General features: G+C 73.1%; 19 protein-coding genes. 9 read left to right on the forward strand and 10 right to left on the reverse strand.

Translation table 11 applies throughout. The features are described from left to right. The first annotated feature begins 49 nt into the window (after nt 1–49). Both ACFYY2_RS05260 and ACFYY2_RS05265 read left to right on the forward strand, forming a co-directional pair. Nucleotides 50–586: an EF-hand domain-containing protein gene (locus tag ACFYY2_RS05260; RefSeq protein ID WP_388737276.1), complete on the forward strand. Its 537-nt coding sequence runs from the start codon at nt 50–52 to the stop codon at nt 584–586. Between the two features lie 551 nt (nt 587–1137). Then, on the forward strand, nt 1138–1590 hold the full coding sequence (locus ACFYY2_RS05265) for an ATP-binding protein (protein ID WP_388737279.1): 453 nt from the start codon (nt 1138–1140) through the stop codon (nt 1588–1590). 75 nt (nt 1591–1665) lie between these two features. Here the strand turns inward: ACFYY2_RS05265 and ACFYY2_RS05270 are convergent, their stop codons facing one another. Further along, nucleotides 1666–2655 (reverse strand): GlxA family transcriptional regulator, encoded by a 990-nt coding sequence (locus ACFYY2_RS05270; protein WP_388737281.1) that lies wholly within the window; start codon nt 2653–2655, stop codon nt 1666–1668. A gap of 61 nt (nt 2656–2716) precedes the next feature. Here ACFYY2_RS05270 and ACFYY2_RS05275 point away from each other — a divergent pair, with 61 nt between their 5' ends. Continuing rightward, a complete protein-coding gene (locus tag ACFYY2_RS05275; RefSeq protein ID WP_388737284.1) occupies nt 2717–3142 on the forward strand; it encodes a DUF2809 domain-containing protein in 426 nt (141 codons plus the stop codon). Between the two features lie 67 nt (nt 3143–3209). Next, entirely contained in the window at nt 3210–4523 is a 1314-nt protein-coding gene (locus ACFYY2_RS05280) for an MFS transporter (protein ID WP_388737286.1), read from the forward strand. Nucleotides 4524–4970: 447 nt separating this feature from the next. On the opposite strand, the gene ACFYY2_RS05285 is transcribed toward ACFYY2_RS05280, so the two are convergent. From ACFYY2_RS05285 to ACFYY2_RS05305, 5 genes are all read right to left on the reverse strand, one after another. Next, the gene (locus ACFYY2_RS05285) at nt 4971–6155 is read right to left on the reverse strand and encodes a flavin-containing monooxygenase (RefSeq protein WP_388737289.1); all 1185 of its coding nucleotides are present in this window, start codon (nt 6153–6155) and stop codon (nt 4971–4973) included. 104 nt (nt 6156–6259) lie between these two features. Then, nucleotides 6260–6844 (reverse strand): hypothetical protein, encoded by a 585-nt coding sequence (locus ACFYY2_RS05290; protein WP_388737292.1) that lies wholly within the window; start codon nt 6842–6844, stop codon nt 6260–6262. A gap of 9 nt (nt 6845–6853) precedes the next feature. Further along, a complete protein-coding gene (gene htpX, locus ACFYY2_RS05295; protein WP_388737295.1) occupies nt 6854–7765 on the reverse strand; it encodes a zinc metalloprotease HtpX in 912 nt (303 codons plus the stop codon). A gap of 137 nt (nt 7766–7902) precedes the next feature. Next, on the reverse strand, nt 7903–8568 hold the full coding sequence (locus ACFYY2_RS05300) for a pyridoxal 5'-phosphate synthase (protein ID WP_388737296.1): 666 nt from the start codon (nt 8566–8568) through the stop codon (nt 7903–7905). Nucleotides 8569–8715: 147 nt separating this feature from the next. Then, nucleotides 8716–9363, reverse strand: a complete 648-nt coding sequence (locus tag ACFYY2_RS05305) for a TetR family transcriptional regulator (RefSeq protein WP_388737298.1) — start codon at nt 9361–9363, stop codon at nt 8716–8718. A gap of 443 nt (nt 9364–9806) precedes the next feature. On the opposite strand from ACFYY2_RS05305, the gene ACFYY2_RS05310 reads away from it, so the two are divergent. Together ACFYY2_RS05310 and ACFYY2_RS05315 are read left to right on the forward strand one after the other, a co-directional pair. Beyond that, entirely contained in the window at nt 9807–10607 is an 801-nt protein-coding gene (locus tag ACFYY2_RS05310) for a VOC family protein (protein WP_388737301.1), read from the forward strand. Nucleotides 10608–10858: 251 nt separating this feature from the next. Further along, nucleotides 10859–13222, forward strand: coding sequence for a PQQ-binding-like beta-propeller repeat protein (locus tag ACFYY2_RS05315; protein ID WP_388737303.1), 2364 nt, complete (start codon nt 10859–10861; stop codon nt 13220–13222). A gap of 13 nt (nt 13223–13235) precedes the next feature. Here the strand turns inward: ACFYY2_RS05315 and ACFYY2_RS05320 are convergent, their stop codons facing one another. Continuing rightward, nucleotides 13236–13925 carry a hypothetical protein gene (locus ACFYY2_RS05320; RefSeq protein WP_388737306.1) on the reverse strand — a complete coding sequence of 230 codons (690 nt, stop codon included), beginning with the start codon at nt 13923–13925 and terminating at the stop codon, nt 13236–13238. Nucleotides 13926–14136: 211 nt separating this feature from the next. On the opposite strand from ACFYY2_RS05320, the gene ACFYY2_RS05325 reads away from it, so the two are divergent. Beyond that, entirely contained in the window at nt 14137–14670 is a 534-nt protein-coding gene (locus ACFYY2_RS05325; RefSeq protein WP_388737309.1) for a hypothetical protein, read from the forward strand. Between the two features lie 124 nt (nt 14671–14794). Here the strand turns inward: ACFYY2_RS05325 and ACFYY2_RS05330 are convergent, their stop codons facing one another. From ACFYY2_RS05330 to ACFYY2_RS05340, 3 genes are all read right to left on the reverse strand, one after another. After that, nucleotides 14795–14950, reverse strand: coding sequence for a hypothetical protein (locus tag ACFYY2_RS05330; RefSeq protein ID WP_329039959.1), 156 nt, complete (start codon nt 14948–14950; stop codon nt 14795–14797). Between the two features lie 269 nt (nt 14951–15219). Beyond that, the gene (locus ACFYY2_RS05335; RefSeq protein WP_388737313.1) at nt 15220–18183 is read right to left on the reverse strand and encodes a BTAD domain-containing putative transcriptional regulator; all 2964 of its coding nucleotides are present in this window, start codon (nt 18181–18183) and stop codon (nt 15220–15222) included. A gap of 361 nt (nt 18184–18544) precedes the next feature. Continuing rightward, on the reverse strand, nt 18545–18748 hold the full coding sequence (locus tag ACFYY2_RS05340) for a cold-shock protein (protein WP_023587141.1): 204 nt from the start codon (nt 18746–18748) through the stop codon (nt 18545–18547). A 285-nt stretch (nt 18749–19033) separates the two neighbouring features. Between ACFYY2_RS05340 and ACFYY2_RS05345 the strand changes: the two genes are divergently transcribed. Both ACFYY2_RS05345 and ACFYY2_RS05350 read left to right on the forward strand, forming a co-directional pair. Beyond that, nucleotides 19034–19912 (forward strand): menaquinone biosynthetic enzyme MqnA/MqnD family protein, encoded by an 879-nt coding sequence (locus tag ACFYY2_RS05345; protein ID WP_388737316.1) that lies wholly within the window; start codon nt 19034–19036, stop codon nt 19910–19912. Between the two features lie 545 nt (nt 19913–20457). Then, the gene (locus ACFYY2_RS05350; RefSeq protein ID WP_388737318.1) at nt 20458–22143 is read left to right on the forward strand and encodes a protein kinase; all 1686 of its coding nucleotides are present in this window, start codon (nt 20458–20460) and stop codon (nt 22141–22143) included. Nucleotides 22144–22194: the final 51 nt, after the last annotated feature.

The following is a 22194-nucleotide window of genomic DNA, read 5'->3' on the forward strand; positions in this document are numbered from 1 at the left end:
GGGGGGATTCGGTGACACGCGACGTCGTCCGGCGTCGTACGCTCCCCGCATGGACAGCGCAGAGTACGAGCGCAAGATCGCGCACCGTTTCGCCGCCTTCGACCAGGACGGCAACGGCTACATCGATCGCGCCGATTTCAACGCCGCGGCGGCCCGCCTCCTCACCGAGTTCGGGACGACGGCCCGTTGCGACAGAGGCCAGGCCCTCTATTCGGGTGCCGAGGCGTTCTGGCAGGGCATGGCAGGCATCGCCGACGTGGACGGGGACCAGCGGGTCACCCGGGGGGAGTTCGTCGGAGGGGCCGTGAAGCGGCTGCGCGACAACCCCGACCGCTTCGCCGAGATCGCGCGTCCCTTCCTGCGCGCGGCGCTGGCCGTGGCGGCCGGGACGGACCCCCAGGGTGCGGCGGGAGCCTCCGCCCCGGTCGCCTCGGTGGAACGCGCCCTGCGGGTGCTCGGCGCGGCCGACGACATCGCGAGCGTCGCCGCCCGGAGCCTGGACACCGACCGGGACGGCCGGATCGCCGAGGACGAGGCGGTCGCCGCGCTCTCCGGGTACTTCACCGTGATCGAACCCGACGCGTAACGAGCGCGCTCAACACGCCCAACCCAGCGAGCAGTTCGCTTCCATCCCCGGGTCGGGTCCGGCCGCCGGCCGACCCGGCCCGAGGCGTCCCTCCGGCGGCGAAGTGGCTGACGGGGGGCCTACGGAACGTCATCGGCGGGTGACGCGGGGCGTCCGGAGCGCGATCCGGTCCCGGGCGCCGGCGGTCACCGGGCGGAGTCGTCGGGCGCCGCTCGGGTACGCTCGGCTGGATGCGAGTGGTACTGGAGCCCGAGGTTCCGGGCGTGGCCCCTGCGGTCGGCCCGGCCGGCGAAGGATGCCCTGCTCGCGGCCCACGCGGCTGCGCCGGATCGGCCGGGGGTCCGCTTCCCCGGGCGCGGAGGCGCGGCTGTTCGACTCTCCGCAGCACGCGTCGCACAGTATGCACCACGCGTACTCCTTCGCGCTGGAATATGCCCGAAGCGCTTGTTGCGGTGACTGTACGTCAACCATGCTGTGTCGCAGGGGAGTCACGTTCCGTGACCCTGAGGAGGCGCGAGGCGATGTGTCCGCCGGTTCGGATGGTGTGAGCGGTGCAGGTGCTTCAGGTGCAACTTGAGGTCGGCGCGGATCCCGCGGAAGTGGGCCGGGCCCGCAGATGGGCGCGCTCCCGGCTGATCGGGTCCGGGCTGGAGGACGACGAGCCCCTCGCGGAGACGCTCATCCTGCTGATCTCGGAGCTCGTCACCAACGCGGTCGTCCACACAGGCTGTCCGGCCGTGCTGCGGATGCTGTTCGGTTCCACGGGTTCCTCGGAGACGGTCCGGGTCGAGGTGGCCGACACCAGTTGCCGGCCGCCGCAGCCGCGTCACGCGCGGGGCGAGGACACCGGGGGCCGCGGCCTGGAGCTCGTGGACGGCCTGGCGGACCGCTGGGGCTGGCAGCCGGAAGGCGCCGGGAAGCGGATCTGGTGCGAGGTGGACCGCGGCGGCCCCGTGATGGTCCCGGTGATCCAGGAGCAGCCCGGTGACCGGGCGCGCTTCTGAAGGGCTGTCCCGCGCGCAGGCGTGGCCCCGTCGTCTCCCGGCCGCGTCGTCTCCCGGTCCTCAGCGCCCGGTCCCTCAGCGCCCGGCCGTCGTCGACCGGAACGTCCGCCGGTAGACCGTGGGTGACACCCCCAGCGCCGCCTGCACATGCTGCCGCAGAGAGGTGGCCGTGCCGAACCCGGCCTCCCGCGCCACCTGGTCGACCGACAGGTCGGAGCACTCCAGCAGGTGCCGCGCCCGCTCGACCCGCTGCTGGGTGATCCACTGCCCGGGGCTGACGCCCACCTCGTCGCGGAAGCGGCGGGTGAAGGTGCGCACGCTCATCGACTCCTGCCGTGCGAGGTCGCGCAGCAGGATCGGCTGTTCCAGCCGCCCGAGCGCCCACGCCCGCGCGGCCGTCGTCGCGGCGGACCCCCGCTCGGGGACGGGCCGCCGGATGTACTGCGCCTGACCGCCGTCCCGGTGCGGGGGCACGACGGTGCTGCGAGCCACCGCGTTGGCGACGGCGGTGCCGTGGTCGCGGCGCACGAGATGCAGACAGAGATCGATCCCGGCGGCCACCCCGGCCGAGGTCAGGACGTCGCCGTCGTCGATGAACAGCACGTCGGGGTCGACGCGGACCTCGGGGAACAGCCGCTGGAAGTGTTCCGCGGACGACCAGTGGGTGGTGGCGGGCCGGCCGTCGAGGAGCCCGGCCGCGGCGAGGACGTAACCCCCCGTGCAGATGGCGACCAGCCGAGTGCCGGGCCTGATGTACGCCAGCGCCGAGGCGAGCTCCCCGGTCAGTACGCCCTCGTCCTGCACGGGGCCGAGTTCGTACGAGGCGGGTATGACGACCGTGTCGGCGGTGGCCAGGACCTCCGGCCCGTGCTCGACCAGGATGCTGAAGTCGGCATCGGTGCGGACCGGTCCGGGCGGGCGGACCGAACACGTCACGACCTCGTACAGGGCGCGGCCCTCGTCGAGCGGACCGGCGCCCAGCGCGCTGCCGAAGATCCGCTGCGGGATGCCCAGTTCGAAGGGCAGGATTCCGTCCAGGGCGAGGACGACGACCCGGTGCGGCATGCGGTCTCCTGGATCTCGTCGGACTGGCCACCGGCCGCTCCGGGCTGATAGACGTCGTGCCATGAAGGTGAAGCCGGTGGGCCGTCCGTTCATTCCCGCTCCGTCGGCGCACCGCGCGGCGGCCGCGACCGCCGCCCTCGTGACGGTGGCCGCGGGGCTCGGCGTCCGGGCGCTGGCGGGCGGGGACTTCGCGAAGTACGCGGGCGACGCGCTCTACACCGTGCTGGTCCACACGGTCGTGGTGTGCCTCGCCCCGAGGGTGCGCCCCCGGGTGGCGGCCGGTACCGCGCTGGCGTTCAGCTGGGCGGTGGAACTGGCCCAGCTCACGGGCGTACCGGCGGAGTTGTCCCGCGGGAGCGTGGTGGCGCGGCTGGTGCTCGGCTCGACGTTCAACGCCCCGGACCTCCTCTGGTACGCGGTGGGCGCCGGGCTCGCCTGGGCCGTGCACGCCCGGCTGGTGTCCCGGCGCCCCGAGGCGCGGCCGTGACCCGCTTGGCCCGATCCCTGCGAAGGGTGTCTGTCCGGCCACTCGTCGGCGCGGCGCACCGGGCCCGATGCTGGGCCGCGTGACTCAGACAACCGACAGCGCGGCCGCCGCCGGCACCCCGCAGGGGCTCCCCGGCCGACGACGTGTCCACCGGGCGTGGATCGTCGCGGCCGTCACCTTCGTGACGATCATCGGCGGCGCGGCCTTCAACTCCCTTCCCGGGCTGCTCATCGACCCCCTCCACACGGAGTTCGGCTGGTCGCGGGGCGAGATCGGTCTCGCGGTCTCCATCGACATGGCGCTGTACGGGCTGACCGCGCCGTTCGCCGCCGCGCTCATGGACCGGTTCGGCATCCGCAAGGTCGTGGTCGTCGCGCTGAGCGCGGTCGCGGCCGGGGCGCTGGCGAGCGTCTGGATGACGGCGTCCTGGCAACTGATGCTCTACTGGGGACTGCTCGTCGGCCTGGGCACCGGATCGATGGCGCTGGCCTTCTCGGCGACCGTCACCAACCGCTGGTTCGTCGCCCGCCGGGGGCTCGTCACCGGCATCCTGACCGCGGCCGGGGCGTCCGGCCAACTGGTCTTCCTGCCGCTGTGCGCCTGGATCGTGGAGGAACACGGCTGGCGCCCGGCCTCGGTGACCGTGGCCCTCGCCGCGGTCGTCGTCGTGCCGTTCGTCTGGTTCCTGATGCGCGACCACCCCGCAGACGTCGGTCTCGCCCCGTACGGCGGCCCCTTCGTGGAGAAGCCGGCCCCCGCGACCGGGGCCGCGACCCGCACCGTGCGCGTCCTGCTGGACGCGGCCCGCACCGGCCCGTTCTGGCTGCTGGCGGGCTCGTTCGCGATCTGCGGCGCCTCCACGAACGGTCTGATCCGCACGCACTTCGTGCCCTCGGCCCACGACCACGGCATGGCGATCACCGCGGCGGCCTCGCTGCTCGCCGTCATCGGTGTCTTCGACATCATCGGCACGGTCTTCAGCGGCTGGCTCACGGACCGCTTCGACGCCCGCCGCCTGCTGGCCGTCTACTACGCGCTGCGCGGTGTGTCGCTGCTGTTCCTGCCGATGCTGATGGCACCGGCGGTGCATCCGCCGATGGTGTTCTTCATCGTCTTCTACGGTCTGGACTGGGTGGCCACGGTCCCGCCGACGCTGGCCCTGTGCCGCGAGCAGTACGGCGAGGACAGCGCGATCGTCTTCGGCTGGGTCCTGGCCTCGCACCAGGTGGGGGCGGCCCTGGTGGCCTTTCTCGGAGGCGTGGCGCGTGATGCGACGGGCTCGTACGACATGGTCTGGTACGCCTCGGGAGCACTGTGCGCCACGGCGGCGCTGATGGCCCTGATGGTCCGGCGGCGGAGGGAACCGGCGGACGCCGGCTGACACGGCCGTCCGCAACCGACCGCAGAGAGCGGCGAGTTGGGTCCATCCGTCACACAACCCTGCGGCTTCCTTGACCGTCCGACCGCGACCGCGACCGGCGGCCCCGAGGGGACGCTGGAGGCACCGGAGGACTCCTTCGGCACCGCGGTCACCATCGGCTCGGGACCCGACCTCGCCCTGAACACCATCGCCCCCGTCCAGGGCGTCCAGCCCGGCACGGTCAGGACCCTGCCGCTCTCGGTGACGAACGAGGGCGCCGGACCGGCCCGGGGATTCATCCTCAGCACGACCGCGTCGTACGGCCTCGCATTCGACTCGGCCCACGACGCGTGCGTGTACACGCGGACGGGCGGTGACGACGCGCCCATGTCGTACGCCACCTGTACCTTCGACGAGGTGCTCGCACCCGGGCGGCACCTTCACCCTGCCGGAGCCGCTGCGGCCCGTTCAGTGCTTCGCCAGGCGCGCGGCTATCTTCCGTGCGTCCCGGGCGATTTCGCGGAGCATGCCGCTGATCGGGTTGGTGAATCCGGTGAAGTAGAGGCCCGGTGCGCCCTCCGGGGTGCGGGCGCCGTGGACCACGGGGCGGCCCCGGGCGTCCAGTACGCCGAGGTGCCCGACCATGCCTTCCAGGGCACGGTCGTAGCCGGTCGCGGCGATCACCGCGTCCGGCGTGATCCGGCTGCCGTCGGCCAGCACCACCGCGTCCCCGTCGAACGAGGCGACGGCCGCGACGGGCACCACCGTGCCGCGCTTCACCGCGTCGATCAGGCCGACGTCCTGGACCGGGATCGCCCCCTCCTTGACCCGGGAGTACAGCCCCGTGTCCGGACGGGGCAGGCCCTGCGCGGCCAGATCGGGCACGGAGACACGGGTCATGAGACGCCCGGCCCGGTCGACCAGCCGGACCGGCAGCCTGCGGACCAGGACGGCGGTCGCCTGCGCGGGCCAGCCCGCCGTGGAGCGGCGCACGATGTGCGGGGCCGTGCGGACCGCGATCCGCACCCGGGCCGCGCCCCCCTCGACCAGGTCGACGGCTATCTCGGCCCCGGTGTTGCCGATGCCGACGACGAGGACGTCCTTGCCCGCGTACGGCGCCGGATCGCGGTAGCGCGAGGCGTGCGCCAGTTCGCCGGTGAAGTCCTCGCGGCCGGGCCAGGCGGGCACGCGCGGGGTGTGGTTGAAGCCGGTGGCCACGACGACCGCGCGCCCGGTCAGCACCCGGCCGCCGGTCGCGCTCAGCTGCCAGCCGGTGCCGTCCGCGGTGCGGTCGATCCGTGACACCTCGACGCCGGTGACGACCTCCAGCTCGTGGTGCGCGGCGTACTTCTCCAGGTAGCGCACCATGTCGTCGCGCGACACCCAGCGGCCGAACCGCCGTGGCATCGCCAGTCCGGGAAGGGCCGACCAGCGGCGGATCGTGTGCAGGTGCAGCCGGTCGTAGTGGCGGCGCCAGGACGCGCCGACGTGGTCCGACTTCTCCAGGACCACCGCCCGTACGCCCTGTTCCCGCAGGGTCGCGGCCGCGGCGAGGCCGCCGGGGCCGCCGCCGATCACGTAGACCGGCCGGCCGTCGGCGCGGTCGGCGGGGGCGGGTCGGGCGTCACGGGGGGTGGATGTGCTGTCTGGCATGGTTCGGAGCGTAATCGGACATGAACATGATGGGTTCCGGGTACGGGCCGGAATCGGTTGCGAAATGATCACGGGCGGGCGATTCGGCGCGTATCGCCGCCAGTTCAGAGTCCAGGGGCGCCCCAGACCGGGAACCAGCGTGCGAGGTCGGCCTCCACCCGGAGGTCGTCACCGAGCACCGCCCTTACCTGGAGCTCCAGTTGGCTGTCGCGCTTCTCGCCGCCGCCCGGCACGGGGGCGAACGGGTAGAAGGCGCCCCGCTTGTAGAGATAGACGAGTGCGAGCGAGCGCCCCCGCGGATCACGGAATCCGACCAGGGAGCAGAGCAGCTGCGGCCCGAAACCGGCGTCCTGGAGCAGGGTGTTGACCGCGTGCAGGTCGTTCACCAGGCCCGCCGTGTCGTCGGGTGCCCGGCGGGCCAGGAGCCAGGTGTATCCGTAGCCGTCCCGGCTGAATTCCACCGGGGCGCCCGATCGCCCGGCATCCGCGTCCAGCAGGTCGAGGACGTCCTGCCGGACGCGGGCGAACGCGCCGCCCTCCACCCCGGCGAAACACACCGAACCGAGTCCGGTGGGCGTGAAACCCGTCCCGGCCTGGAGGGTCAGCGCCGCGGAGGGCACGGCGAAGAGCTGGTCGAGGTCGGGGTGCACGGGCTTGCCGCGCCCCAGGATGCTGTCGAGCAGGCCCATCGGAACTCCTCACGGGCGGGACAGGCCGGCGGAGATGCGGGCCAGCTGGTCCAGACGCTGTTCGAGGGTCGGGTGGGAGGAGAGCAGCCGGCTCAGGCTCTCCTTGGCGGCGAAGGCGGGCACGAAGTAGAAGGCGTTGTACGGCTCGGCCTTCCGCAGGTCCTCGGTGGGGATCCGGGCCATCTGCCCGCTCACCTTGGTCAGGGCGGAGGCGAGTGCCGAGGGGCGGCCGGTGAGCAGCGCTGCCGTGCGGTCGGCGGAGAGCTCGCGGTAGCGGGACAGCAGCCGGGTCAGCAGGAAGCTCAGGGCGTAGACGACCGCGCTGATCAGCGGGATGAGCATGATGATGATGCCCGTCGGATCGTTTCCCCTGCTGTTGCGGGCGAGGCCGCCCCACAGGGCGACCCGCGTCACGATCCCGGCGAGGACCCCGAGGAACGAGGCGATCGTCATCACCGCGACGTCACGGTGGGCGACGTGCGACATCTCGTGGGCCAGGACGCCTTCGAGCTCCTCGGGCTCCAGCCTGCGCAGGAGCCCGGTCGTGGCGCAGACGAGGGCCGATCTCTCGCTGCGGCCGGTCGCGAAGGCGTTCGGCACGTCGCTCCGCGCGACGGCGACCCGGGGTTTGGGCATGTCGGCCAGGGCGCAGATCCGGTCGATCGCGCCGTGCAGTTCCGGTTGCTCCTGCGGGGTGACCTCCCGCGCGCCCATCCCGTAGGCCGCGATGCGGTCGCTGAACCAGAACTGGGCGACGAAGAGTCCGCCCGCGACGATGAGGACGACCGGCCAGGCGCCCCGCAGCACGGCGAGGAGCACCCCCACCAGGACGACGTACAGCAGCCCGATGAAGAACATCGTGCTCACCATGCGGGTGGTCAGCCCGCGGTCCGGGGCGTAGCGGGAACGGGATCGTGCCATGGGTGCCTCCAGTGGCTCACCTGCCACCTGCATCCCATAGTGCTCCTTTCGCGGGCGAACCGGACGGGTGCGTAAGGCACGGGACCGTCCGCACCCCGCTCACGGCCGGAGCGGCTCGCGGGTCCGTCCGTACCCGCTCACGGCCAGAGCAGCTCGCGGGTCCAGGTCCCGCCCTCCCGCCGGTAGCGCAGCCGCACGTGCCGCCGCCGTGCGTCCCCCTGGAAGAACTCCACCTCCTCCGGCTCGACCACGTAGAGCGTCCAGGTGCCCGCCTCGGCGTCCGGTTCGGCCCTCGCGCGCTCCCAGGCGGCCTCCGAGGCCCGTACGAGGTCGTCGAGGGACGGCAGCACCTCGCTCTGCGAGCCGGTCAGCGCGGAGGCCAGCGCGCCGGCCGACCGGGCCCGCAGATCCGCCCGGCTCTCCTCCCGGCCCGCGGCGACGACCGTGCCGCGCACCCGCACCTGGCGGCCCTGGGCGGGCCAGTAGAAGCCGAGCGCGGCATAGGGGCGGGCGGCGAGCTGGCGCCCCTTCGCGCTGGTGGAGTGGGTGCCGAAGTGCCAGCCGTGTCCGTCCGCGTCGTGCAGCATCAGGGTCCGCACGTCGGGACGGCCCTCGGCGTCCGCCGTGGCCAGGGTCATGGTGTGCGGCTCGGTCTGCCCGGCGGCCACCGCCTCGGCGAACCAGGTGTGGAAGAGGGCGAGGGGCCCGGCGGGCGCGGTGGACGGGTCGAACCGGGGGAGGGACACGTCCCAGACGCGCTGGGCGCGGAGCTGTTCGCGGAAGGCCTGCTGTGCATCGCTCATGACCCCATTCCATCGCCCCCGCACCCGTCCGGGCGCGGAAACGCCGAAGGCGGACCACACGAGTGGTCCGCCTTCGGCGCGACAGGACTGGGGGAGCCGCGAGGAGGTGCGGTTCCCGGCGTGAGGAGGGGGAGTCCTGGCCGGCGCCTACCTGGCCGGCTTCTTGCCGGTGATGCCCAGGTGGACCAACAGGGCGAGGTTGGAGCGGAGTTCCGCCTGCTTCACGCCCCAGGTGGTGAAGCCCTTCTGGTGCGAGGCGGCCCCCGCGAGCATGACGACCAGGGAGCCCGCGACCGCCGCGGGACTGACGTCCTTGTCCACCCTGCCCTTGCTCTGCAATTCCTTGACCGCATCGGTCAGGGAGCCGGTGACCGAGTTGAGGACCTTCATTCGGATCTTGTAGAACCGCTTGTCGCCCTCGGCCGCGCCGAGGTCGACGACCCGGAGGATCGCGTCGTGGCGGCGCCAGAAGTCGAGGAATCCGTCGACGAGTTCTTCGGAGGTCTGCCAGCCGGCCTTGCCGACCCAGGAGCGTCCGCCGACCAGTTCGGTCAGTCCGGTAGCCTCCTTGGCCATTTCCTCGGCGAGTTCGAGAACGGCGCCCTCGACATCGGGGAAATACTGGTAGAAAGTCGCGGGTGAAGTCCCCGCCTTCCGGGCCACGTCGATGACTTTGACGTCCCGGTACGGCGAGGAGCTGAGCATCTCGCTGAGGCAGTCGAGCAGCTTCTGCCGCGTCTCCTGACCTCGCCGACCAGCCACGCGGCCGTCGACGGTGCGCACTTGTCCTGTCATGCCGTCAGCTTACCGAGGGGTGATCCGAGCGCGATCTGACCGACTGCAAATGGGGAACGGGCCAGTGCGCACGGGGTGAACGGGATAATTCCCGGAGGCGCCGGAGTGTCTTTCGCGCCGGTGCGACGGGTAATTGAATTGTGGTTCTTTTCGCGCCGGAGAGCGCGCCGGTGTGATGTTGTTATCAACAGGCTGTGGATAACTTCGGTGGACAACGTGCGTCCACCTGCCATGAGGAACCTTCACGATTCGGGCAAAGGTTCTATACGGCCTGCTCGGGGCGCGCCGCGCGGCACTCGACGTTAGGTTGAGTGTGACGGGGATCACCGCTGCCCTCGTGGCGGTGTGCCGGGAACCCGGCCGTCCCCACCCCGAACGGGACCCCTGCGACCCCTCTGCGACATTCCGTGACATTCCGATTCCGCGACGGAAGGATCCGGGCCATGGCCGTATTCGCGTCGGTGCCGTGCTGGGTGGACGTGCAGCTCTCCGACCTGGAGGCGGGCAAGCGCTTCTACGGCGGGCTCTTCGGATGGACCTTCCGCGCGGGTGACGGCATGCCCTTCGCCGACGCGTACAGCGAGGGAAGGCTCGTCGCCGCCCTGGCCGCCAAGAAGGACGGCCGCATGCCGACGACCTGGGGCGTCTACTTCTCCACGGACGACGTCCTCGCCACCGTCGCAGCCGTCCGGCAGGCGGGCGGCCGGATCATCACCGACCCGGTGCGCGCGGGCCGGGCCGGTGTCCTGGCCCAGGCCGCCGACCCGGGCGGCGCGGTGTTCGGCCTCTGGCAGGCGGGCGACCGCGCCGGATTCGAGCGGCAGAACGAACCGGGCGCCTTCTGCTGGACCGAGGTGTACACCCGGCAGCCGGAGCGCGTGGACGCCTTCTACGAGGAGGTCCTGGGCTTCCGGGGCACCGACATCGAACTCCCGGAGCCCTCCGGCGGCACGGGAGGGGCCCAGAAGTTCCGGATGTGGTCCCCCGCCGGGTCCGAACCGGGCGACGACACCGCGATCGGCGGACGCGCCGTCATCACGGACGCGTTCCCCGAGATGTTGCCCAGTCACTTCCTCAACTACTTCGCCGTCAAGGACTGCGTCCGCACCGCCGAGACCGCCGTGCGCCTCGGTGGCCGGATCACGGCCCCGCCCATGGACATCCCGTACGGGCGGATGGCCGTGCTGCAGGACGACCAGGGCGCAGCCTTCGCCGTGCTCCAGCCCACCGAGTTGCTGCCCTGAGCCGTGAAGTGACGTAAGGCGCGGGCGCCTCGGCCCGTCGGTGCGTCAGGTCCCCGGACCGTCACGGCACTGTCCTGAAAGGTGCGGAGTGCCACAGGACACCCCGATCCGCCCCCGGGTTCGCAACCGGGCCCCGAGCCAGGAAGAATCAGGGTGCGCACCGCCATGTGGTGTCCAGTGGTGAGACGCTGCATGGGGCGTGATTTCGCGGGCTTCTGTTCCTGAGGCCCGTACGGGGAGGTGGCAGGCAAGTGGAACAGCTGACGCAGCATGACCCGCGGCGGATCGGCCCGTTCGAGGTGCTGGGACGGCTCGGGGCCGGGGGCATGGGGCTGGTCTATCTCGCGCGGTCGGCGTCGGGCCGGCGCGTGGCGATCAAGACCGTGCGTACGGAATTGGCCGAGGACCAGCTGTTCCGGGTCCGTTTCACGCGTGAGGTGGAGGCGGCCCGCGCGGTCAGCGGCTTCTACACCGCCGCCGTGGTCGACGCCGACCCGAGGGCCGCCGTGCCCTGGCTGGCGACCGCCTACGTCCCCGCTCCCTCCCTCGAGGAGATAGTGAATGAGTGCGGGCCGATGCCGACGCAGGCCGTGCGCTGGCTGGCCGCGGGGATCGCGGAGGCCCTGCAGTCGATCCACGGCGCCGGTCTCGTGCACCGCGACCTGAAGCCGTCCAACGTCCTCGTGGTCGAGGACGGGCCCCGGGTCATCGACTTCGGCATCGCGTCCGGCGTCTCCAACACCCGTCTGACCATGACGAACGTCGCGGTGGGCACCCCGGCCTACATGTCGCCCGAGCAGGCCCGTGACTCGCGCAGCGTGACGGGCGCGAGCGACATCTTCTCGCTGGGCTCCACCCTCGTCTTCGCGGCGACGGGGCACGCCCCCTTCCACGGGGCGAATCCGGTCGAGACCGTGTTCATGCTGCTGCGGGAGGGCCCCGACACCCACGGGCTGCCCGACGACCTGCGCCCGCTCATCGAGTCCTGCATGCAGATGGACGCGACCCGGCGGCCCAGCCCGGCCGATCTCCAGGCGCAGCTGGCCCCGCACCTGTTCGGGTCCGGCAGCGACGACAGCGGGACCGCCTCGGCCTGGCTGCCGACCGTGGCGACCGCGATGATCGAACGACGCCGAGGTGGCGGCCGCACCGTCGCCGCCCCGCCCGCCCCGGTGGCCGCGCCGCCGCCCCCGCGGCAGCCGCCGGCCGCGGCCGGCCGCGGGACGGCGTGGGGCAGCGAGGGTGAGCCCCGGACCGCGCCCGCCCCCGTGCCGGCGCCCGACGGGGGTCCCGTCCGGCTGACCGGGGCGAAGGTGCCGATCGGGCCCGGCCCCCGCCCCGTGGACGTACGCGGGCCCGCCGCCGCGCACGCCGACCCGGCCACCGGCTGGGTGCGTCCGCCCGGTGGGCACGCCGCGACGCCGCCCACGGCGCCCGTCGTCCCCGCGCCCGCCCACGACGGGACGACCGCCGCACCGGAACGCTGGCGGCCGTGGCGCTTCCGCATGTCGAACGACGTGTGGGGCACGCCCGTCGTCGTGGGCGACCTGCTGTACGTGACGTCCTTCGAGATCCACGCCCTGGACGTGGGCAACGGGCGGCGCCAGTTCAAGACCAGGGACGTGGCCTGGTCGATGGCCGTCGACGGCGGCCGGATCCACGCCTCGGACGGCCCGTCGCTGTACGCGCTGGACGCGGCGACCGGTGCCGAGCGCTGGCGGCTGCAGACGGACGCCTGGGTGTACTCCCTCAAGGCCGACCGGGGCACCGTCCTGACCGCGACTCGCGGGGGCGGAGTCCAGGCGTGGGAGGCCTCCAGCGGCGAGAAGCTGTGGGAGACCGGGGGCGCCCAGACGGACTTCGAGACACCGGAGGCGGGGCCCGTCATCCACGACGGCACCGTGTTCCTGTGGCAGGAGTCGCGGCTGCGGGCCGTGGACGCGCGCACCGGCGCGGAGCGCTGGTCGTACCCCGTCGGCGACGCCGCGTCCTGCGGCGGGGTGCCGGTCCGGGTGACCCCGGCACCGGACGGCTCCGTGTACATCGCGGCGGGCACCCGGGTGCTTGCCGTGGACGGTGTCTCGGGACGCGTGCGCTGGCACTTCGAGTCGCCGGCCGTCTTCCTGTCCCCGCCCGCCTTCGCACCCGGCCCGGCGGTCACGGGCGGCGGGGTGTACCTGGCCGACTACCTCGGCACGGTGTACGCCCTGGACGCCTCGACCGGCAAGGACCGGTGGCGGATCGCGACGGAGGCCCGCCAGTCCGTCGAGCCGGTCCTGGTGGGCGCCGGAAACGTCCACGTCGGCAGCGGCAGCGCGCTGTACACGCTGGACGCGGTCACCGGGACGCCCAAGTGGCGCTTCGCCGCGGGCGGCGAGGTCGTCGGCTCCCCGGTCGTGGCCGACGGCCGCGTCCACTTCGGTTCGGCGGACCACGTGCTGTACACCCTGGACGCGGCGGGCGGCCAGCTCCGCTGGAAGCTGGCCACGGGGGGCGAGATCACGGGTTCCCCGGTGGCGCAGGCGGGCGTCGTGTACGCGTGCAGCAAGGACCGCTGCGTGTACGCCCTGGACGCGCTGAAGGGCACGGGGACGGGCAGCCGGGCCCACGCCTGACGGCCGCGGCGGTTCAGGGGTGCGGCGGGTGGTACCGGTCGCGCTCCCGGCCGCCGGGCCGTCCGGGATACGTGTCCCCGTCGTGGACGTCCTGGGCTGGATACGCCGCCGTGTCCTCGTCGGCCGGCGACGCCCGGTGGCGGCCCGGCCCCGTGTACGGGTCCGCCTCCGGTTCCGGCCCCGGTGACGTCATGGCGGCCGGACCCGGCTCCTGGGTGGGAGGCCAGGTGTCCGGACGGTCGTCCGGCGGTACGGGATACGGCTCGACGGCGTTCCGCCGGCGGGGCGCCCCGCGCCTGCCCGACATCAGCAGCGCGCCCAGCAGGAGCAGCACACCGCCCGCCAGCGCCTGCGCCACACCCCACTGGAGCCCGGAGCCCTCGCCGCCGACCGTCAGGCTTCCCGCCGCCTGGCCCTGGCGGACCATCCACAGGACGGTGAAGCCGAGCACGATCAGGCCCGCGACGGCCACCGTCCACCGCGAGCGCAGGACGACCCCGACGAGGGTCACCAGGGCGGCGAAGAGGAAGGGCAGCAGGATCGAGCCGATCACGGACGACGAGACGCCGGTGATGCCGCCGAACAGGTCCTGGATCCGGTAGTCGCGGCCCAGGCGCTCGCCGTACCAGCTGTGGAAGGGGCTCTGAACCGCCGCGGCGGCGCCGACGAGGGCGACGACGGAGCCGAGGACATTGCGGACCATCGTCAGCCTCCCGGGCCTTGGCGCACGGCTGTGCGCTCCGCTCCCCGGACCGACGCTACGCCTGGCCGATCGCCCCTGCCATCGGAGACCATGACGAGACCGTGACAGGGTCATGACCGGACTGCGGGTGAGCGCCCGGAATGCTGTGCGTTACGGTGTCGCGTTCGTGCGACGGCCGGTGAGGCCGACTACAGCAAGGGGGGCTGCGTCGATGATGCGGCGACGGATCAGGTTCGCGGCGGTACTGGTCGTGGTGGTGCTCGCGCTCACCGGGTTCTCCACGTCCAGTCACGGCGGCAGGAGCGGCAAGAGCCGCAGCGGTGGCTCCGGAGGTGGGGGATGCTCCAACTCCAGCAAGAGCAACGGCAGTTATCACGACTATGACGACGACTACGACGACACGTCGTCGGGCTCGTCCGGCGGTTCCGGCTACGAGTCCGCCACTCCGGCGGCGACCGCCTCGGAGGAACCCGCGCTCCGCGTGATCCGCTGCGCCGGGCCCAGGAAGGGCAGGCGCGCGGGGTCGAAGTCCTCGTCGGTCGAGATCCGCTCGACCGCCATGAGCGGGCACCTGTACGACGTGGTCGTGACGTTCGTCGACGCGAAGGGCCTGACGGTCGACACGGGCAGGATCGAGGCCGAGGTCAAGGCCGGCGAGTCGAGGATCGTCCAGGTGCCCATGGACAGCCCGCGTCTGGTCTCCCGCGTGAAGCGCTGCCTGGTCACGGCGGAACTGCGCCACTGACCGCGCCGGTGGGACAGGCAAGGGCCCGAGCCGTCCGGCTCGGGCCCTTGCCGTAGGCGCACACGCCACGGCCGCGACGGCTCCCCCTCCGCGCCGCCGCGGCCGTTCCCCGTGCGGTTGAGGTCTAGTTGGCCGGCTCCGAGGTCGCGTGCATGTCGTCCGTGGTGGCCTCGCCACCGGTCGCGTGCATGTCCTTCGTCGTGATCTTGCCGGCGTCGCCGCCCGTGGCGTGCATGTCCTGCGGCTTGATCTCAGGGTTCTTCTTCGCTGCGTCCGCCATGCTGATCCGCTCCCGTTGTGTCGAGTGGCTGAGGCCCGCCCGGCTGTTCCCCCGTGGACTGCCGGGCGGGCGTACCAGGGCCGTTCACGATAGTGCGACGGCCTCGACGTCAGCCCGCCTGCCCCCCGATGCGACGGGTTGACGTGGTCGAGACTGCCTGACCGCGATAAACGAATGATGAACGGCGCTGCCCGAGCGGCCCCCGGACCGCCGCACGGCAGCGCCTCCGGAGGGCCGTCCGCATCCGGGGTACCGGGCGGTCCCGGCCCTCAGACCGTCACGGAGTCGCCGGAGGAGAGCAGGGCCCGTACGACGCCGGCCTCCTGCGACCCCAGCTCGTCGTAGAGGGCGAGCGCCTCGTGCCAGCAGGCCTCAGCCCGCCCGATCTGACCGATGCCCGCGAGGGCGCGGCCGAGCACCGTGAGGACGTTGCCCCGCCGCCACGCACCGCCGATGCCGCGCAGGGCGGTCAGGGCCTGCTCCGCCTTGGTCGCCGCGTCCGCCGCCGCTCCGGCCGCCAGGTCCACCTCGGCCAGACGGAAGAGGGTCATCCCCTCCCACAGGCGCTGACGGCTGTCGCGGAAGACGTCGAGCGCCTCCAGGAGGCTGTCCGCCGCCTCGGCGAACTGGCCGCTCTGCGTGTGGGCCATGCCCAGCGCGTAACGGCCGTTGGCACTCCGCAGGGCGTGCCCCATCCCGTCGTAGATGGCCGTGCCCGCCTGGGCCAGGGACACCGCGCTCGTGATCCGGCCCGTCGCCAGGTGAATCCGCGACAGGTTGCACAGCGCGCTCGCCTCGCCGGGCCGGTCGTCGATGCGCCGGAAGCTGGCGATGGCCTGGGTGAGGTACTTCTCGCCGTCCTCGTGGCGGCTCTGGTAGAGCGCCATGATGCCGCGGGCGTTCGCGGCCCAGCAGCCCGGCAGCGGGTCCGTGTCCGCCTCGACGAGCCGCATCACCTGCCGCGCCTCCTCCTCCGCCCGGTCGAACCGGCCCGAGGTGTGGTGCACGTCCGCGAGCGTCATCAGCGCCCTGACCTCGGTCCGCCGGTCGCCGCCCGCGCGCGCGGCGTTCCGCACCGAGATGGCGACCGTCTCGTACTGCTTCGAGACCGCGCCGGACTCCCCGAGGTCGAGGGACGCCCACAGCAGGTCCACGGCCCTGCTCAGCGTGCCGGGGCCGTACGACTGCTGCACGCAGGAGAGCAGGGGCCCGGCCTCGGCGTACAGCCAGTCCAGTGCCGCGTGCCGGTCGCCGAACGACAGGCCGGGGTACTCGGTCGGCTCCAGGTGGTCCACGAGACGGTCCCCGGGCCGCTCCAGCGCGTAGACGCCCGCGGCCGTCGCCAGATAGAAGTCGAGCAGCCGCGAGAGCGCCAGGTCCCGCTCGGCAGGCGGGTGTTCGTCGCGCTCCGCGCATGCACGCGCGTAGAGGCGCACCAGGTCGTGGTAGCGGTAGCGGCCCGGGGCCGCGGATTCCAGGAGGCTGGTGTCGACCAGTGACTCCAGGAGGTCCTCCGCCGTGTGGGTCTCCAGGTTCAGGAGTGCGGCCGCCGCGGCGAGGGAGATGTCGGGACCGTCCGCCAGGCCCAGCAGGCGGAAGGCGCGGGCCTGGGGCGGCTCCAGCTGGCCGTAGCCGAGCTCGAAGGTGGCCTTGACCGCGAGGTCGCCCGCCTGGAGTTCGTCCAGCCGGCGGCGTTCGTCCGCGAGCTTCGCCGCGAGGACCGAGACGGTCCAGGTGCGGCGCGAGGCGAGCCGGGACGCCGCGATGCGGATGGCCAGCGGCAGGAAGCCGCAGGCGGCCACCACGTCCAGGGAGGCCTCGCGCTCGGAGTGGACGCGCTCCTCGCCGACGATCCGGGTGAAGAGCTGCAGCGCCTCCTCGGGCGACATCACGTCCAGGTCCACCAGGTGCGCGCCGGCCAGGTCGACCATGCGGACCCGGCTGGTGACCAGCGCCGCGCAGCCCTCGGTGCCGGGGAGCAGGGGGCGGATCTGCGCGGCGTCGTGGGCGTTGTCCAGCAGGACCAGGACGCGTCGGCCGTCGAGGGTGGAGCGGTAGAGGGCCGCCCGCTCGTCCAGCGAGTCCGGGATGGCGGAGTCGGCTGTTCCCAGAGCCCGGAGGAAGGCGCCGAGCACGGTCTCGGGCTCGGCGGCCCGCGCCCCCGCGCCCTGGAGGTCGACGTAGAGCTGACCGTCGGGGAAGTGCGGCCGGGCCTGGTGCGCGACGTGCACGGCGAGCGTCGTCTTGCCGACCCCGCCGATGCCGGCCAGGGCGGACACCGCCATGACCGACCCCTCGGAGGTCGCCAGCCGCCCGCACAGTTCGCGGACGAACGACGAGCGGCCGGTGAAGTCCGGGACGGTGGCGGGCAGCTGGGCGGGCCGGAGCGGCGCGGGTGCCGGGGCCGTCTCGTCGGCCGCGCGGGCCAGATCCTCGTCGGCCCGCAGGATCCGCTGCTGGAGCGCGGCCAGTTCGGGGCGCGGATCGACGCCCAGTTCCTCGGCGAGCAGCCTGCGGGTGTCGGCGTACACGGCCAGGGCCTCGGCCTGCCGGCCGCTGCGGTAGAGGGCGACCATCAGCAGTTCGCGCAGCCGCTCGCGCAGGGGGTGCGCCGCGGTGAGCGCGGTCAGTTCGGAGACGGCCTCGGCGTGGGCGCCGACCTCCAGATCGAGATCGAGGCGGGTCTCGACGAGCTGCAGGCGCCACTCCTCCAGGCCGGCGCGCCGGTTGTCCGCGTACGGGCCGGGGAGGGAGGCCAGTGCCTCCCCGTCCCAGAGTCCCAGCAGCTTGTTGATGAGGGTGCGGGCCTGGGCCCGGTCGCCGCCGCTCCGCGCCTTCTCCGCCTCGGCCGCGAGGTCCTGAGCGAGCGTCAGGTCGAGTGCTTCGCGCGGGACCCGGACCGCGTAGCCCCCGGCCTCGCTGACCAGGGTGTCCTGGCCCAGCGTCTTCCGGAGCCGGGAGGCATAGGTCCGTACGGTCGCCAGGGCCCTGGCCGGGGGGTCGTCACCCCAGAGGGCGTCGATGAGTTCGGCGGCCGTCGCGGTGCGGCCGTCGCGCAGGAGGAGGGCCGCCAGCAGGGCCCGCTGCTGCGGTGACCCGGACGGCAGGGCGTCGCCGCCGCGCCAGGCGCGCACAGGACCGAGCACGGTGAAGCGCAGTCCGGTGCCGGCCGCGCGTTCCCCCGGAGCGCGCTGCTCCGGCACGCGCATTCCGGGCCCGTCGTCGCGGTCCATGATGCCCCCTGTCCTGCTTGCCCCGCCGGTCCTGCCGTCCCCGCCCGCTCCGTACCGCTGGTATCGCGTTCACCAGTCTGCCTTGTCGCGGGCGGGCTCGTCAGCATCGGGTGAGGCTCTGCACAGGGCCTCGACAACGAGGGGTGGACGGCGCCTCGTCCTGTGCGGCGGGCACCGCGTCCGACGGGGCGCCGGGGACGGGTGGGCTCACGGGCGACCGGCCGGGACGGTGAGGGCGGAAACCGCGCGAGCCCGGGAAGCGCGAGCCCCGGAAGGGCAGGAGCCCCGCTCCTCCGCCGGGGCGGGGGAGCGGGGCTCCTTGGGTACTGCTCACTCGGCCGCGATCGGCCGACCCGGGCAACTAGGCCGGGGTGACGTTCTCAGCCTGCGGACCCTTGGGTCCCTGAGTGACGTCGAAGTTCACGGCCTGGTTCTCCTCGAGGGAGCGGAACCCGGACGCGTTGATCGCGGAGTAGTGGACGAAGACATCCGGGCCGCCGCCGTCCTGGGCGATGAAGCCGAAGCCCTTTTCAGCGTTGAACCACTTGACGGTTCCGGTAGCCATAAGCCCTCCTTGGGCCAAAGGGTTGCCCTGCTCCAGAACCTGCATACAAGTCTGAAAACTACAAAAGCCTGCGGGTTACATGCTCCGCAGGCTCTGTACTGCAAGGGAAACCAAACTGCAACTTGCGGGCGAGCCTAGCACGCAGTCAGCGGAGAGCGGTAGAGGGAAAGATCACTTCACCCGGATGTCTGATCGGCCCGTCGGAGGGGTGACGGACAAGGCTCCCGGAGGGCGTCCGGCCGACCCGATGACGCCCGCCGGCGGGCACGGGTCTAGCCTCGCGATGTGGACAATTCAACCGTCTCTCCCGTAGAAGGCGACGACCGTCGCAGCAGGCCGCGCGTCGGCCACATCCAGTTCCTGAACTGCCTCCCCCTCTACTGGGGCCTGGCACGGACCGGGACCCTGCTCGATCTCGAACTCTCGAAGGACACCCCGGAGAGACTCAGCGAGCAGCTGGTGCGAGGGGACCTCGACATCGGTCCCGTCACCCTGGTCGAGTTCCTGCGCAACGCCGACGACCTGGTCGCCCTGCCCGACATCGCGGTGGGCTGCGACGGGCCGGTCATGTCGTGCGTGATCGTCTCGCAGCTGCCGCTGGACCGGCTCGACGGCGCCCGGGTGGCCCTCGGCTCCACCTCCCGCACGTCCGTGCGGCTGGCCCAGCTCCTGCTCGCCGAGCGCTACGGGGTCACCCCGGACTACTTCACCTGCCCCCCGGACCTCGGCGTGATGATGCAGGAGGCCGACGCCGCCGTCCTCATCGGCGACGCCGCGCTCCGCGCCAACCTCCACGACGCCCCACGGCTCGGCCTGCAGGTCCATGACCTGGGCGAGATGTGGAAGGAGTGGACGGGGCTGCCGTTCGTCTTCGCCGTCTGGGCCGCCCGCAAGGACTACCTGGCCTCGCACCCCGACTACGTGGAGAAGGTGCACGAGGCGTTCCTGGCCTCGCGCGACCTCTCCCTGGAGGAGGTCGCGAAGGTGGCCGAGCAGGCCGCGCGCTGGGAGTCCTTCGACGCCGAGGTGCTGGAGCGCTACTTCACCACCCTGGACTTCCGCTTCGGCCCGGACCAGCTGGCGGGCGTGCGCGAGTTCGCGCGGCGCACCGGTCCGACGACCGGTTTCCCGGCGGACGTGAGGGTCGAACTGCTCGGCCGCTGACGGCGGCGGCCGCCGGCACCGGGGGCCGCCCGGAGCCCCGGACCGTCCGGAACCCGGGCCATCCGGAACCCCGGGCCGTCCGGGATTCCGGGCGGCCGGGAACGGCGCGCGGGAATGGTGCGGGAGAAGAAGATGAATCCTGTACTTTCCCGCGCCTCCCCCGAGCATCCCGCTTTCCTCCCGGAGCGCTGTTCCTCCAGGCCCGCGGAGGAGTTCCGATTGCCGTCGCGCGGAACTCCGCCCGCGCCGCCGCAAGGCTCCGGCATTTCCGTCCCCCGGGAAAGGGGGTGAATGCCCGGAGTCGCGACGCGGTACCCCTTCCCGGCATCCGCGCGGCGAATAGCGGATGGCCCCGCGAATGCCTTCCGGTATCCACCCGGCGAACCCCGAAGCGCGCGGACGAAGGGCGTATTCGCGCCTTTCGGTGTGGCGAAATCCCTGCTTCGTGCCCATAGGGGCGAAATCGTCGTACGCGGTTTCGGTGACCGCGCGACCCCGGCCCCCTAGGCTGCCGTGCGAGTCCCGGGGTCCACAGGGGGAGACGTATGCAGCCGCTGGAAGCCGGCGAACCGCACACCATCGGTGCCTACCGGCTGCTCGGCAGGCTCGGCGCCGGCGGGATGGGCCGCGTCTATCTGGGGCGCAGCGCGGGGGGCCGCACCGTCGCGGTCAAGGTCGTCCACCCCCACTTCGCCCTCGACGAGCAGTTCCGCGCCAGGTTCCGGCGCGAGGTGGAGGCCGCCGGACGCCTCGGCGCCCGCTGGACCGCGCCGGTGCTGGACGCGGACCCGGACGCGGCCGTGCCCTGGGTGGCGACCGGTTACGTGGCCGGACCCCCGCTCTCCGACGCGGTCACCCGCTACGGCCCGCTGCCCGAGTACGCGGTGCGCGCCCTGGGGGCCGGGCTCGGTGAGGCCCTCGACGCGGTGCACGGCCACGGCCTCATCCACCGGGACGTGAAACCGTCCAACGTCCTGCTCGCGCTCGACGGCCCCAGGCTGATCGACTTCGGGATCGCCCGCGCGCTCGGGGCCACCGTCTCCCTCACCTCCACGGGGGTCTCCGTCGGCTCACCCGGCTACATGGCCCCGGAGCAGATCCGCGGGCTGGACGTCTCCGGGGCGGCCGACGTCTTCTCGCTCGGCGCCGTCCTCGCCTACGCGGCGACGGGCAACGCCCCCTTCCCCGGCGACTCGTCCGCCGTACTCCTCTACAAGGTGGTGCACGAGGAGCCCGAACTGGGCGATCTGGAGGGCGAACTGCGCGAGGTGGTCGCCGGGTGCCTCGCGAAGGACCCCGCCGGCCGGCCCGCCCCCGCCGAGCTCGCCCGCAGGCTCGCGCCCGGCGGGGCCGCCGCGCTGGTCGCGCCCGGCTGGCTGCCCGATCCGCTGGTGCGCGAGGTCAGCCGGTCGGCGGTGGCCCTGCTGGACCTGGAACCCCAGGACGAGCCGGTGCGCTCGGGTCCCGTGCCCTTCAGCAGCGCGTCGCTGGGCAGCGCCGCGCCCGGCGTGTTCGGCCCGCCGCCGCCGCCCCCGCCGGACGGGCCCCCCGCCCGCGCGGACACGAAGGACGGACGCGGACCCGGTGCCCGCGTCGCCGTCACGATGGACGCCGGTCCGCAGTCCGGCCGCCGGCCGGGGCGGCGGGTCAGCTGCACCGTCGCTCTCGCGGTCGCGGGCGCCCTCGCGGTGGTGACCGTCGGGGCGGCGACGCTCGGCGACCTGTTCACCGGCGGCGGGGGCGACAGGGACCACAGCAACGACGGGGCCGCGCAGCCCCCGTCGAAGACGACGTCGCAGAAGCCGCCGGACGCCGCCCAGGAGACCCCGGCGGGCACCCCGACCGCCTCCGCCCAGGTGACCGCGCTCCCCAATGCGTTCGCCGGCACCTGGGAGGGGCCCACGACCGAACGCAACGGCTCCCCGCACGGCACGCTCACGGCCGTCTTCAGCGAGGGACGGAAGGGCGAGGACGTGGTCCGGCTGTCCTACGAACTCGACCTGTTCGGGACCAGCATCGTCTGCAAGGGCATCGGCACCCTGGTCTCCGGCACGGCCACCGAGCTCAGGATCAGGGAGCGCCCCGACCCCGCGTCCGCCACCGGCTCCCTGTGCACGGGCGGCGAGGCCGACCTGGACTTCACTCTCACCTCGGCCGACGCCCTGGGCTACATCTCCCACGAGAAGGCGGCGGGCACACCGAAGGGCACGCTCACCCGGTCCCGCGGCTGACCCCGGCAAGGGCTGGCGTAGGCTGGATCGGTCCGCGGATCCGTAGAAAAA

Origin of the sequence: Streptomyces sp. NPDC001822 (genome assembly GCF_042892135.1) — a bacterium.
GTDB lineage: Bacteria > Actinomycetota > Actinomycetes > Streptomycetales > Streptomycetaceae > Streptomyces.